At 64.5% G+C, this 14,970-nt stretch carries 5 protein-coding genes; 4 read left to right on the top strand and 1 reads right to left on the bottom strand.

Going from position 1 to position 14,970, the window contains the following annotated elements; all coding sequences use genetic code 11:
* The first annotated feature begins 493 nt into the window (after positions 1–493).
* The 4 genes from pks2 to ACZYZ9_RS05185 all read left to right on the top strand — a co-directional run bounded on the left by pks2 (position 494) and on the right by ACZYZ9_RS05185 (position 13,172).
* Positions 494–6,769: a sulfolipid-1 biosynthesis phthioceranic/hydroxyphthioceranic acid synthase gene (gene pks2, locus ACZYZ9_RS05200; protein WP_463825138.1), complete on the top strand. Its 6,276-nt coding sequence runs from the start codon at positions 494–496 to the stop codon at positions 6,767–6,769.
* A 211-nt stretch (positions 6,770–6,980) separates the two neighbouring features.
* Complete coding sequence (locus tag ACZYZ9_RS05195; RefSeq protein WP_463825137.1) at positions 6,981–8,270, top strand: condensation domain-containing protein; 1,290 nt, start codon at positions 6,981–6,983, stop codon at positions 8,268–8,270.
* Positions 8,271–8,327: 57 nt separating this feature from the next.
* The gene (locus ACZYZ9_RS05190; RefSeq protein WP_463825136.1) at positions 8,328–9,599 is read left to right on the top strand and encodes a glycosyltransferase; all 1,272 of its coding nucleotides are present in this window, start codon (positions 8,328–8,330) and stop codon (positions 9,597–9,599) included.
* An 87-nt stretch (positions 9,600–9,686) separates the two neighbouring features.
* Positions 9,687–13,172: an MMPL/RND family transporter gene (locus tag ACZYZ9_RS05185; RefSeq protein ID WP_463825135.1), complete on the top strand. Its 3,486-nt coding sequence runs from the start codon at positions 9,687–9,689 to the stop codon at positions 13,170–13,172.
* A gap of 6 nt (positions 13,173–13,178) precedes the next feature.
* On the opposite strand, the gene ACZYZ9_RS05180 is transcribed toward ACZYZ9_RS05185, so the two are convergent.
* Positions 13,179–14,936 (bottom strand): AMP-binding protein, encoded by a 1,758-nt coding sequence (locus ACZYZ9_RS05180; RefSeq protein WP_463825134.1) that lies wholly within the window; start codon positions 14,934–14,936, stop codon positions 13,179–13,181.
* Between the last annotated feature and the right edge of the window lie 34 nt (positions 14,937–14,970).

The raw sequence follows: 14,970 nt of genomic DNA, 5'->3' as shown, positions 1-14,970 counted from the left end.
CCGAGCAAACTCGGCGTATGCGGCCTTCCTCATTACGATGTGTTGTAGATCACATGTCTGGGCTGGTGAGCGTCCGCCACCCCACCTGCGGGCCCAAATCCCGGTTCTCGAGCGCGCTGACCTGTACACACGCCGTACTGCACTGTCGCACAACAAGTATGAAAGCCCCAGCTCAGCCGGTCGATGTCCGCACCTGGCCGGCGACAGGCCGCCGAGAAGCGTCCAGATCCGGACGAAGGTCAGGTGCCCACGTGCACTGCAACATAAAATTTTTGTACGATCGCACGATTTTTCCACGCGTGCGCAACGAACCAGCTACGCTTTGGACGCATCAAGTTCTTCAGGCTGCTTCGCTGCGGGGGTCGATAGGTGGCTGGATTGCGGCACTGCAATGTTGCAGGCCCATTAAAGGTCCAGCGAAATTTACCGAAGCGCTGATAAGAGCGTGCGGCGGTGATAGGAACTTGGGGATAGGCAGAGAGGTGGAGGGTTAGTGGCTAGGACGGGCGTCACTCCGGTAGCTGTCATTGGGATGGCCTGCCGGATGCCGGGGGGCATCAATTCACCAGACCTGCTGTGGGACGCACTGCTCCGCGGCGACGACTTCGTCACCGAGATTCCTGCCGACCGTTGGGATAACGACTACTATTACGACCCCGAGCCGGGAGTGCCCGGACGCTCGGTCTGCAAGTGGGGCTCGTTCCTGAAAGACGTCGGCGATTTCGATCCCGAATTCTTCGGCATCAGTGAAAAAGAAGCCACTGCGATGGACCCGCAGCACCGCCTGCTGCTGGAGACCGCGTGGGAAGCAATGGAGCATGCCGGCCTCACCAAGGACACCATCGCCAAACAGACCGGTGTCTTCGTCGGCGTGAATTATGCCGACTATCAGCAAGTTCAGATGGCCTCGGACGCCTTCGACGGTCCGTACGGAAACCCGGGATCGCTGTTCAGCATGGCATCCGGGCGCATCTCCCATGCCCTGGGCCTCGCAGGGCCTGCATCCACGATCGATACTGCGTGTTCTTCCGGATTGTTCGCAATTCACCAGGCTTGCCGCAGCATCAGCGACGGCGAGAGCGACATGACGTTCGCGGGCGGCGTCAACGTGATGCTGGAGCCGCGCAGGTCGGCATCGGCCTCAGCGGGCGGCATGCTGTCCGGGACCGGGCGTTGCCACGCCTTCGATGCCAACGCCGACGGTTTCGTTTCCGGCGAGGGTTGCGTGCTGTTGCTGCTCAAGCGTCTTTCGGATGCGCAGCGCGACGGGGACCGGATCTTGGCTGTCATTCGCGCGACGGCGGCCAACCAGGACGGCCGCACCCCGAACATCACCATGCCCTCCGGGGAAGCGCAGGCAGCGCTGTACCAGACGACATTGCAGGCCGCGGGTGTCGACGCCGGCAGCATCGGCATGGTCGAGTCGCACGGAACCGGCACACCGGTCGGTGACCCGATCGAGTACACCAGCCTCTCGAAGGTGTACGCCAAAGACAACAGGGTCGCCATCGGCGCGTCCAAGACCAACTTCGGGCACACCCAGGCGGCTGCCGGCGCACTCGGGATGATGAAGACGGTCCTCGCCCTTCAGCACGGCATCGTGCCGAAGAACCTGCACTTCGAGTCGCTGTCGGACGAGCTGGCGCAGATCGACACCAACCTCTTCCTGCCGGTGGAAAACACCGAGTGGCCGCTGGCCGGCGATGGTCCGCGCCGCGCAGGCGTGTCGGCGTGGGGAATCTCCGGCACCAACGTGCACGCCATCGTGGAGCAGGCACCCGCTCCGACCTCGCCCAATGGCATCGCCACCACCCCGGCCGGCGATGACACCCTGCTGCTCCCCCTGTCGTCTTCCTCTGCAGACGGCCTGCGCCAGACCGCTTCGCGGCTGGCCGACTGGGTCGAGGCGCACGCGACCGAATTCGCCGCGCGGGACTTGGCATACACCCTGGCGCGCCGCCGTGGTCACCGTTCGGTGCGGACCACCGTGCTGGCCCGGAACACCGTGGAGATGGTGACCGCGCTGCGCGAGGTCGCCGACAGCGAAGCGCTCTACCCAGAAGTGGTGGGTCAGGAGGAACGCGGTCCGGTCTGGGTCTTCTCCGGTCAGGGATCCCAGTGGGCCGCCATGGGTGCGGATCTGCTGGCGAACGAGCCGGTCTTCGCGGCGAAGGTCGCCGAGATCGAGCCGTTGATCGCCGCCGAGTCCGGTTTCTCGGTGACCGAAGCGATGACCGCGCCGGACAAGGTGACCGGCATCGACCGCGTGCAGCCGACCCTGTTCACCATGCAGGTGGCGCTGGCGGCGACGATGAAGTCCTACGGTGTGAACCCGGCTGCAGTCGTCGGCCATTCGATGGGCGAGTGCGCGGCGGCCGTTGTCGCCGGGGCGCTGTCCCTGGAAGACGCCACACGCGTAATCTGCCGCCGGTCCCGGCTGATGACCAAGATCTCCGGTTCCGGAGCCATGGCGTCGGTGGAGTTGCCTGCCCAGCAGGTGCTTTCCGAGCTGATGGCCCGTGGCATCAACGACGCGGTGGTCGCGGTGGTTGCTTCGCCGGAGTCCACCGTGATCGGCGGTGCCACCGAGAGCGTTCGCGAGATGATCGCAACGTGGGAGGACCGCGACGTGATGGCCCGCGAAGTGGCCGTCGACGTGGCGTCGCACTCGCCACAGGTCGATCCGATTCTGGATGACCTGTACGACGCGCTGGCCGACATCGAGCCGTTGACCCCGGAGATCCCCTACTACTCCGCGACCTCCTTCGACCCGCGCGAGGAGCCGTACTGCGACGCCAACTACTGGGTGGACAACCTGCGCCACACCGTCCGGTTCTCGGCGGCGGTGCAGGCGGCGCTCGAGGACGGTTACCGCGTCTTCGGTGAATTGTCGCCGCACCCGCTGCTGACCCACGCCGTGGACCAGACCGCACGCAGCCTCGACATGACGGCCGCAGCGCTGGCCGCCATGCGGCGCGAGCAGCCGCTGCCGTTCGGCTTGCGCAGCTTCGTCGGCGACCTGTTCGCGACGGGTGCGACCGTCGACTTTTCCGTCGTGTACCCCTACGGCCACCTCATCGATGCTCCGCTGCCCGCGTGGACTCACCGCACGCTGCTGCTGAGCCGCGACGGGCACAGCTCGCGCGCGCTGAGTTCAAGCGTCGCCGTGCACCCGCTGATGGGTCAGCACGTGCGGCTGCCGGAGGACCCCGAGCGACACGTCTGGCAGGCCGAGATCGGCACCGACGCGCTGCCGTGGCTGGGCGACCACCAGGTGCACGGCACCGCCACCCTGCCCGGTGCCGCCTACTGCGAAATGGCGCTGGCCGCGGCCCGCACCATCTTCGGCGACGGCGCCGTGGTGCGCGACATCCGGTTCGAGCAGATGTTGCTGCTCGACGAGGAAACTCAGGTCACCCTCACCGCGACGGCCGAGGTGCCCGACGAGCTGAACTTCGCTGTCGAGACCAACGAGGACGGCGTCTCGGCGCGCCGGGCTTCCGCCGTGCTGCACGCCGCCGACGAAAACCCCGCGCCGGCACCGCAGGACATCGAGGCCCTGCAGTCGGTGCACCCGAGTGCCGTGCAGGGCGGCGACCTGCGCGACGCCCTGGACCTGTGCGGCATCCAGTACGGGCCCGCCTTCACCGGCCTGTCGGTCGCACACACCGCGGAAGAAACCGGCACCTCGGTGCTGGCCGAGATCTCCCTGCCCAGCGTCATCCGCACCCAGCAGACCAACTACGGGGTGCACCCGGCACTGCTCGACGCGTGCTTCCAGTCGGTGGCCGCGCACCCCAGCGTCGCGATCGCCAGTCTCGGCGGTTTGCTGCTTCCCCTGGGCGTTCGTGAGCTCCGGCTGCACGGACCCGTCCACACCGCCAAGTACTGCCACTCCCGGGTGACTTCGGCGACCGGCGGAGCGGTCGAGGCCGACCTCGACCTGCTCGACAAGCACGGCGCCGTGGTGCTGACCGTCCGTGGACTGCAGATGGGCACCGGTGTATCGGCCAGTGGCGAGCGGGCTCGCGTGCTGGGCGAGCGGCTGCTCACCGTCGAATGGCAACAGCGGCAACTGCCTGACGTGGCCGCCACCGAGCCTGGCTCGTGGCTGATCGTCAGCACCTCTGAAGCCGCCGATCTGATGGCGACGTCGCTCACCGACACGATGAAGCTGCACGAGGCGGAGTCGACGACGTTGTCCTGGCATCTGGATGGCGACCACGCCGCGATGGCCGAGCGGCTGCGCGACCAGCTCAACCGTGGCGGCTTCACCGGACTGGTGGTGCTGACCGCGCCGCGCAACGGCACCCCGGACAGCGAATCACCGCGCCGCGGTAGCGATTACGTCCACCACCTGGTTCGCATCGCGACGGAGCTGGCGGAGGTCCAGGGTGAGGCGCCGCGGCTGTTCGTCGTCACCCGGGGTGCGCAGATCGTGCTCACCGAAGACGTCCCGAACCTCGAGCAGGGCGGATTGCGCGGGTTGCTGCGGGTCATCGGCGCCGAGCACCCGCACCTGCACACCACCCACATCGACATCGACGAGCAGACCGACGCCGAGCAGGTCGTGCGTCAGTTGCTGCTGGCCGGCACCGACGAAGACGAGACGGCGTGGCGTAACGACGAGTGGTACACCGCTCGCCTGTGCCCCGCGCCGCTGCGCCCCGAGGAGCGGCAGACCACCGTCGCGTCTCATCAGAGCGACGGGGTGCGCATGCAGATCCGCACGCCGGGTGATCTGCAGACGCTGGAGTTCGCCGCCTTCGACCGGGTTCCCCCGGAGCCCGGGCAGATCGAGGTCGCGGTCACCGCGTCGAGCATCAACTTCGCCGACGTGCTGAACGCTTTCGGCCGCTACCAGAGCCTCGACGGGATCCTGCCGGCGCTGGGCACCGACTTCGCGGGTGTGGTGACCGCGGTTGGCCCCGGCGTCACCAACCACCAGGTCGGTGACCACGTCGGTGGCATGTCTCCGCACGGCTGCTGGGCCACCTTCGTCACCTGCGATGCGCGCCTGGCCACCAAACTGCCGGCCGGGATGACCGATGCGCAGGCCGCGGCTGTGACCACCGCCCACGCCACCGCCTGGTACGGCTTGAACGACCTGGCCCGCATCAAGGCCGGCGACAAGGTGCTGATCCACTCGGGGACCGGCGGTGTGGGGCAGGCCGCGATCGCGATCGCCCGGATGGCCGGTGCGGAAATCTTCGCGACCGCCGGCAGCGAGCAGCGTCGACAGCTGTTGCGTGACATGGGAATCGAGCATGTGTACGACTCCCGCACCATCGACTTCGCCGAGCAGATCCGGCGCGACACCGACGGCTACGGCGTCGACATCGTGCTCAACTCGGTGTTCGGGGCAGCTCAACTCGCCGGCCTCAAGCTGTTGGCGCTGGGCGGGCGGTTCGTCGAGATCGGCAAGCGTGACATCTACGGCGACACCAAGCTGGGCCTGTTCCCGTTCCGCCGGAACCTGGCGTTCTGGGGTGTGGATGTGGGCATCATGTCCGTCAGCCACCCGCAGCAGGTCAGCGAGATTCTGAGCACGGTGTACCGGTTGACCGCCGAGGGCAAGTTGCCGATGCCCGAGGCCACCCACTACCCGCTGGCCGAGGCGGCAACGGCGATCCGGGTGATGAGCGGTGCGCAACACACCGGCAAGCTGATCCTGGACATTCCGCAGGCCGGACGCAGCAGCGTGGTCCTGCCCCCGGAGCAGGCGCCGACGTTCCTGCGGGACGCCTCGTACATCATCACCGGTGGCCTGGGCGGTCTGGGATTGTTCCTGGCCGAGAAGATGGCCGCGGCCGGAGCCGGCCGGATCGTGCTGAGCTCGCGGTCGCAGCCGACGCGAAAGGCTTTGGAGACAATCGAACTCATCCGTTCGATCGGATCCGACGTGGTGGTGATGTGCGGCGACATCGCGCAGCTCGACACGGCCCACAAGTTGGTGGCGACAGCGACGGCCACCGGGCTGCCGTTGCGTGGCGTGTTGCACGGCGCCGCGGTGGTCGAGGACGCCGTGCTGACCAACATCACCGATGAGCTGATCGACCGGGACTGGGCTCCCAAGGTGTACGGCGCGTGGAACTTGCACGAGGCGTGCGCCACGGCGGAGCTGGACTGGTTCTGCTCGTTCTCCTCAGCGGCCGCGTTGCTGGGCTCGCCGGGTCAGGGCGCGTACGCGGCGGCCAACAGCTGGTTGGACGCGTTCACCGCCTGGCGGCGCGCACAGGGCCTGCCCGCCACCGCGATCGCTTGGGGCGCGTGGGGTGAGATCGGCCGCGGCGCGGACTTCGCCGAGGACAGCGGCGCCGCGATCGCTCCGGATGAGGGTGCCTACGCGTTCGAGGCGCTGCTGCGCCACGACCGGGCGTACTCGGGCTACACCCCGCTCATCGGGACACCGTGGATCGCGTCGTTCGCTGCGCGGAGCAAGTTCCTCGAGATGTTCAAGACCGCGGGCGACAAGCGTTCTGGCTCGAGCAAGTTGCGCGCCGAGTTGTCCGAGCTGCCGCTGGAGGAATGGGCCGGCCGGTTGCGCCGGCTGCTGTCCGAGCAGATCGGGCTGATCCTGCGTCGCAACATCGACCCCGATCACCCGTTGTCGGAGTACGGCCTCGACTCGCTGGGCAATCTCGAGTTGCGCACGCACATCGAGGCTCAGACCGGCGTACGCATCACCTCCGCGGACATCACCACCGTCCGAGGATTGGCGGATCACCTGGTCGACAAGATGGCACCCAAAGAAGGTGTGTCCGCATGACTTGATGTGATCGCGAAATGACTTGTCCTGCAGGACTTCTAACATAGGAGGAAGCGTGTTCATAGGCGGAGGGTCTGAGCACGACAGCTTGCGTGTCGGTAACGCGTACGACTGGGACCCGGGTCAGGGCACCGTCATCGCGTGGGAGCCGACTGCCGGGTGCCTCGCGAAGGCACAGCAAGCTCCAGCTACTCCTGTGCCTCCGAGCTGCATGCAGGCGGGTCACCTTCGCGGTTACGTCGAGTTCCGCGACAAGGGGCTCGACTACTCGCGCGCGATCATGGGCTCGTGGGAAGTGCCCGGGCGCTGCGACATTCGCGCCATGACGTACGTCATCAACACGCACCTGCGCCGCCACGGCACGTACCACAGCTGGTTCGAGTTCAAGGATCCGGACAACATCGTCCGCCACACCCTGAAGAACCCGCGTGACATCAACTTCGTCGCCAAGACGTACGGCACGATGACGCAGCCCGACTGGGAAGCCCACGTGATGGCCACCCCGGATCCGTTGCAGTGGGACTGCTTCCGGTACGGCATCATTCAATACGAAGACAAATTCGCGTTGTACGCGGTGGTGGACCACCTGCACTGCGATCCGATGCTGATCGCCGGGTTGTACGTGGAGATCGTGATGAACTACAACGCGCTGGTCGAGGGCCGAGCCCCGATGACCATGCCGCCGGCGGCGAGTTACGACGATTTCTGCATCCGCGAAGCCGAAACCATTGCGTCCATGACGCTGGAGTCGCCGGAGGTGCGGACCTGGGTCGAGTTCGCCGAAGCCAACGGTGGGACGCTGCCCGACTTCCCGCTGCCCTTGGGCGACCAGTCGATCGCGTGCGGCGGTGACGTCCGCGTGGAGCAGTTGCTGGCCGCCGACCAGACGGCGAAGTTCGAGGACATGTGCCGCCAGGCAGATGCCCGGTTCAGCGGCGGGCTGTTCGCGTGCGCCGCCCTGGCGTACTACGAAATGACCGGCGAGCTCACGTATTACGGGCTCACCCCCACCGACAAGCGCAAGACTCCGGCGGAGTACATGACGGTTGGCTGGTTCACCGGGATCGTGCCCTTCACCGTGCCGATCGACCCGAACTCTTTCGAGGAGACGGCGCGCGCCGCCCAGGCATCCTTCGACGCCAACATGAACGTCAAAGAGGTGCCCTTCGATCGCGTCCTGGAATTGGCCCCGTGGCTGCGCAAGCCCGGCCCGCAGTTCACGATGATGAGCTACATGGATGCCGGCCTGCCGCCGCTGTCCGGCATCGTCGCGACCGCGCTGGACGGGGTGAACGCAGCGGCATACACCGACGGACGCAGCCCGGCGTACAAGTACTCGACGGTGTTCCGCCTGTTCGACGAGGTCTCGATCATGGTGTCCTACCCGAACAACCCGATCGCGCGGGAATCGGTGACCCGCTTCACCGACCAGCTGAAGTCGGTGTTCCAGCGGGTGGTGGCCGGCACGTTGGCGAACACTCCCGTTCGGGTGGCGCAATAGAGTCGACACGGCTCACCTTCGCTACGCGAAGAGATTTAACGGAGTTGATTACCGGCAATGAAAGCTGTCCTCGCCGTCCATGGCACCCGCGGCGACGTTGAACCCTGCGCTGCGGTCGGTGCAGAGCTTCAGCGTCGGGGGCACGAAGTGCAGATGGCGGTGCCGCCGAATCTCGTTCGCTTCGTCGAGTCGGCGGGCCTGAAAGCCGTTGCCTATGGCCCGGATTCGCATGCGCAGTTAGAGGAAGAGATCTTCCGCAGCTTCTGGCGGGTCCGCAATCCGCTCGGTGTGCTACGTCCGGGCGCGGAGTACCTCACCCGGGGCTGGGCTGAGATGGGCGAAACCTTGGTGGCACTGGCCAAGGATGCCGACGTCATCGTCTCGGGCCAGACTTATCAGGGTGTTCCGGCGAACGTCTGCGAATACCTCGATATCCCGTTGGCCGCACTGCACTACTTTCCGCAGCGCGTACACGGACACATCCTTCCGTTGCTTCCGCCGCCGGCAATCCGCACCGTGATGCGAGGGGTCTACGGCCTGTACTGGTTGATGACCAAGGGGCCCGAGAACGAGCAGCGCCGCGCGCTGGGCATGCCGACCACCAAGGTGTCGTCCGCGAAGCGGATCGGCCGGCACGGATGGTTGGAGATCCAGGGCTACGACGACGTGTTCTTTCCCGGGCTCAAGGAAGAGTGGGGTGACCAGCGTCCGTTCGTCGGCGCGCTGACGCTGGAGTTGCCGACCTCCTCCGACGACGAAGTCCTGTCCTGGATCGCCGACGGCACACCACCGATCTACTTCGGCTTCGGCAGTATGCGGGTGGAAACCCCCGAGAACACAGTCGCTTTGATCAGCGAAGTCTGTGCCGAATTGGGCACTCGCGCTCTGATTTGCGGCGGTGTCACCGATCTGGGTGACATCCCGGTTCCCGACAACGTCAAACTCGTCGCCGACGCCAACCACGCCGCCGTCTTTCCGAAGTGTCGCGCCGTTGTTCACCACGGTGGCCCCGGCACTCTCGCGGCCGGGATGAAAGCCGGCGTGCCCACCCTGGTGCTCTGGATCAGCGCCGAACAGCCCCTGTGGGCAGCCCAGGTGGTCAAGCTCAGGATCGGCAAAGCGCGACGATTCGCCGGCGTCACCAAACAATCACTGCTGAAAGATCTGCGCAAAATTCTCGAGCCCAAGTACGTCAATCGCGCTCGCGAGATGGCGAAACGCATGACCCCGACAGCGGTCAGCGTGCAGAAGGCCGCGGATCTGATCGAGGAGAAGGTTCGTCAATCTGGCTCGGCAGTACCAGTACGCGGGAGCGGAAAGCTCTCATGACCGCGACAGGTGTAACGCTAACGTCACGATTGACGGCGGCACCTCGTTACCCCACCGAGACCGGAATGACCTTGTAGGTTTGTAGGGGTGTCGAGCGGTTCTAGTGAGGCTGCCAAGGTCGGGGGGATCTACGACCGCCTAGGTCAGTTCGTGGTGCGGTATCCGTGGCTCACCATCGGAGCATGGATCGCCGTGGCGGTGGTGCTCTTCCTTTCCTTCCCGCCGCTGCAGGTACAAGCGGGAAAACACCCGCCCAGTCCGTTCCCTGACGATGCCCCGACGATGGTCGTCGCCAGAGAGATGGCCAAGGCGTGGAGCACGACACCCGACGGCAAGCAAGAAGAGAAAAGCGATTCGACCGCCGCAGCGGCGACGCCCACTGCCCTGCTGATGGTTGTCTTGACCAACGAGAAGGGTCTGACCCCCGACGACGACGCCACCTACCGAAAACTCGTCACCAAACTCAACGAAGACACGCAGGACAAGATGTCCGTGCAGAACGCCCTCGACGACCCGGAGATGCGCAAGCTATTGGTCGCCAAGGACGGCAAAGCGTTCATCCTGCCGGTGAATGTTCCTGGGGACCAGAACGATCCGGCCACCCTGGCCACCTACAAGCGGGTAGCTGCGATCGTCAAACAAACCGTGGCCGGCACGACACTGCACGCCGACCTCAGCGGGCCGTTGGCCACCATCTCCGACATCACCGACATCGGTCAGGAAGATATTCACTTCATCGAGATCGCCACCGTCCTCAGTGTGCTGATCATCCTGATCGTGATCTATCGGAACATCGTGACGATGTTCATTCCGCTTGCGACGATCGGCATTTCGCTGGCCACCGCCCAGGGCGTGCTCTCTGGCGCGGCTGAACTCGGCCTGGACACCAATTTGCAGGTCATCGTCTTCATGACCGCGGTCATGATGGGCGCCGGAACGGACTACGCCGTCTTCCTCATCAGTCGGTATCACGACTATTTGAGGCACGGCGACGATTCCGACATCGCGGTCAAGAAGGCGTTGATGTCGATCGGCAAAGTGATCGCCGCGTCCGCCGCCACCGTCGCGGTCACCTTCCTGGCGATGGTGTTCACCAAACTCGAAGTGTTCTCCGCGATCGGTCCGGCAATTTCGATCTCGATCGTGGTGTCGCTGCTGGCGGCAGTGACGTTCCTGCCCGCCGTGCTGGTACTCGCGGGCAGGCGTGGCTGGATCAAGCCGCGCCGCGACCTCACCACCCAACTGTGGCGGCGCTCGGGAATCCGCATCGTGCGCAAGCCGCGCATCCATCTGGCCGCCAGTCTTGTCGTGCTCATTGCCCTCGCCGCCTGCATGGGAGCCGTGCGTTACAACTACGACGACCTCAAATCGTTGCCGGACGAGGTCGACAGCTCCAAGGGCTACGAGGCGATGAACAAGCACTACCCGATGAACGCGATGACTCCGATGATGTTGTTCATCCAGTCATCCCACGACTTGCGGACACCGTCGGCGCTGGCGGATCTGGAGCAGGTGGCCGGTCGGGTCAGTCAAGTCCCGGACATCACGATGGTGCGCGGCCTGACGCGGCCCAATGGGGAACCGCTGGAACAGATGAAGGTGTCGTGGCAGGCCGGTGAAGTCGGTGGCAAACTCGACGAAGCTTCCAACCAGATCGAGAATCACGGGGGTGACCTGGACCGGTTGGTCGGCGGCGCGAACCAATTGGCGGACGCTCTCTCCCAGCTTCGCGACCAAGTCACCGGCGCCGTCTCCAGCCTCAGCGGAACAGTCGCGGCACTGACCGCCATGGAGCAGATGCTGGGCGGCGACAAAGCCATCAGCGCGCTGGAGCAGGGCGCACGGTTCACCGGTCAGATGAAGAACCTCAGCGACAGCTTGAACGCCTCGACCACGAATGCGGAGAACGTGGCCGCTTGGGCCGGACCGATGGTCCGAGCGCTCTATGCCAGCCCCGATTGCAATATCGATCCGGCGTGTGTGAATTCACGCGCCGGCCTGGCGGCAATGGTTTCCGCCGATGACAACGGAACATTGCTGTCCATCAAGGCGATGGCGCGCAATCTGCAAGCGGCGGAACAAGCTTCGACTATTGGTCAAACGCTGGCCAAGATTCAGCAGATGCTGACTCAAGCCTCCGACGCCCTCAAGACCATCAAGAACCTGCAGTCCACCATGAACCAGGCCCAAGCAGGTTCCAATGCCCTCGCAGACGGTAGCCGTGCCTTGGCCTTCGGAGTCAAGGAGCTGGTAGATCAGACCCGACGGATCGGGTCGGGTCTGAATGAAGCGTCCGGGTTCCTGCTGGAGATGAAGCACGACGCCAGCAAGCCGTCCATGGCGGGCTTCCACCTCCCCCCGCAGATCACGACCAGGGAGGAGTACAAGAAGGGCGCCCAGCTGTTCATCTCGCCTGACGGTCACGCGGCGCGATACTTCATTCAAAGCGGGCTCAGTCCGTTCAGCACTGCCGCGATGGACCAGATCACCGCGATCGAGAAGGCAGCGCGCGCAGCGACACCGAACACCGAGTTGTCGGACGCGAAAATCATGGTCGCGGGAGTTCCGACGGGACTTCGGGACACTCGCGACTATTACAACGCCGACATGAACTTCATCATCATCGCCACCATCGTCATCGTGTTCCTGATCTTGGTGCTTCTGCTGCGCGCTATTGTCGCACCGCTGTATCTGATTGCCTCAGTGCTGCTTTCGTATATGTCGGCGTTGGGCATCGGCGTTCTGGTATTCCAGTTCCTACTGGGTAAGGAACTGCACTGGAGTCTGCCCGGGCTCTCGTTCATCCTGCTCGTCGCCGTCGGTGCGGATTACAACATGTTGCTGATCTCGCGAATACGCGACGAGTCGCCGCACGGGGTGCGCTTCGGCGTCATCCGCACCGTGGGAACCACTGGTGGCGTGATCACCTCGGCAGGGCTGATCTTCGCGGCATCGATGTTCGGCCTGCTGTCCGCCAGCATCAGCACCATGCAGGAAGCCGGCTTCATCATCGGCATCGGCATTGTGATCGACACCTTCTTGGTGCGGACCATTACCGTACCGGCCTTGGCCGCCATGATCGGTCAGAAAAACTGGTGGCCGTCGAAATTGGACGGCTCCGGAAACGACGTGCTCAACGAGAAGCTGCAGCAGACGTGGAAGAAGATCTCCCCCCATCTGATCAGGCTTCATTTGATTCCGGACCCGGCCAAGCGGAGACCGCCGCCGAAAACACGCACCCGCGCCACCGCGCCCGCCAACCGGCGGAAGCGACCGGCGGGCGCCGCTACCAAGAACCGCCGGCCGGGGCACTTCGAACCCAGCCACTCGCTTCCGCTGTTCGACCTCACCGGGGTGCGCAAACAACTCACCGATGATCTGCAGTGGGGAGCTTCAGCCCCGGTCAATTCCAATGGCAAGAAGAAAAAGAAGCACGAGGACGAATTCCTCGGTCATTCACTGCCGCTGTTCGGCTACAGCGTTATCCCCCAACAACCGGTCGTCGCAGCGACGGTGGGCAATGGCGCCGGCAACGGCGAATCGAATGGCAGCGGAAGCGCGCCTCTGACGTAATGCCGGCTAGGCATCCAGGCGGGCGAATACGTCCTGTTGGTACAACTCGACGCATTGGGATCGCCGGATCTTGCCGCTTGTGGTGATCGGAATCGAGCCGGGCGACACCAGCACCAGGTCCGAGACCTTCAGTCCATGAGACTTCGAAATCGCTGATGTTACCTCACGTTTGACGTCGTGCAGGCGGTCCACCGATTCCGCGCTGTCGTCGCGCTTCTTGAGTTCGATGATGGCAACCAGCTTCTCGATGCCCTTGTCGGGAACGGCTATCGCGGCGCAGCGGCCCGAGGTGATCTCCTGGATGGTCGCTTCGATGTCATCGGGAGAATGATTGCGGCCGTAGACGATCAGCAGATCCTTGATGCGGCCAATGATGAAAAGCTCACCGTCAGAGACGAACCCGGAGTCGCCGGTCCGCAGCCAGGGACCTTCGCGCGTTTCCGGTGCCGGGTCAACGATCTTTGCCGCGAAAACACGTTGTGTCTCTTCAGGTTTCTGCCAGTATCCGGCTGCGACATTGTCGCCGGACGCCCAGATTTCACCGACGGTTCCCTCTGGGCATTCCCGACCGGTGTCGGCGTCCACAATGCGAACGTCCATGGATTGGGGTGAACCGTAGCTCACCAATGGTGTGCCCGACCCGATCTCACACCGGACCGCGGTACCCTCGGGCAACTTGTCGCTGTCGAAGTAGCCGATTTCTGGCGGATTTCCAGGTTCGCGGGTGGCGATGTACACGGTGGCTTCGGCCATCCCATAAGACGGACGGTGTGCCTCCGGCGGAAAATTGAACGGTGCGAATCGGTCCGTGAATCGCTTGAGCGTCGCCGGTTGCACCCGTTCGCTGCCATTGAGAATGCTGTGCAGTCCCCCGAGATCGAGTCCGGACAGGTCCTCGTTCCTCGTCTTGCGCACGGCTAGTTCGAAGGCAAAGTTGGGGCCTGCCGAGACGGTGCACTCAGGCTCGGCCATGAGCTGCAACCAACGCAGCGGCCGTTGCAGGAAGCCCACCGGGCTGGAAAGCACCGTTGTGAAGCCACCCAGGATCGGCATGACGATCCCCAGCAGCAGTCCCATGTCGTGATACATGGGCAACCAGGACACAATCGTCAGGCCCGGGGGCGCGACACCGCCCCGAGCCTTGAAGAAGTCCCCGATGATCTGCTCATAGTTGGCGAAGACGTTTCGGTTGTTGACCATGACGCCGGCAGGCGTACGGGTCGATCCGGACGTGTATTGCAGGTAAAGAAAATCCGGTTGTTCATTCCGCGCGGACCGTGACCGTGGCCCCGAAGGTCTCCGCCGTGAATCCAAGTCCAGCCCGTCAACCTCGACAATCGCCGGTTTGGTAGCCGGTCCGTTTGCCTCCACCACCTCTCGGACGTTCTCCGCCACGGTTGAGGTCGTCAAGATGACGGCCGGCGAGGTGTCGGCCAGAACCGAAACGGTCCGCTCGTCGTGGGCACCGCCGTAAGGTACCGACAGCGGAACCGCGATCAGGTTTGCCTGCATCGCAGCCAAGAAACTGACGAGGTACTCAAGCCCCTGTGGCGCCAGAATGAGAGCCCGATCGCCCGTCGAACCGTAAGCCTTGAGATCTTCGGCCAGGTTCGACACTCGCCGGTACAACTGCGCCCACGTCAACGAGGTACGAACGCCGTCCCAGTCCTGCTCGTAATCCACATATGTGAACGCCGTGTCGTTGGGCTGCAGACTGGCGCGCTCACGCAGCACGCCGGGAAGGGAGGACTCAACCACGGACATCACGTTACCTTCGACCCGTTGGTTTCCGTTCAGG

Source organism: Mycobacterium sp. IDUB_28 (genome assembly GCF_055419285.1).
The sequence above is the reverse complement of the archived record's forward strand: the minus strand, read 5'-3'. Positions and strand labels throughout refer to the sequence as shown.

Bases quoted from the DNA above. Each gene is read 5' to 3' on its own strand.
- ACZYZ9_RS05195 (WP_463825137.1), top strand. From the start codon at position 6,981: ATGCAGGCGGGTCACCTTCGCGGTTACGTCGAGTTCCGCGACAAGGGG.
- ACZYZ9_RS05180 (WP_463825134.1), bottom strand. From the start codon at position 14,936: ATGTCCGTGGTTGAGTCCTCCCTTCCCGGCGTGCTGCGTGAGCGCGCC.
- ACZYZ9_RS05190 (WP_463825136.1), top strand. From the start codon at position 8,328: ATGAAAGCTGTCCTCGCCGTCCATGGCACCCGCGGCGACGTTGAACCC.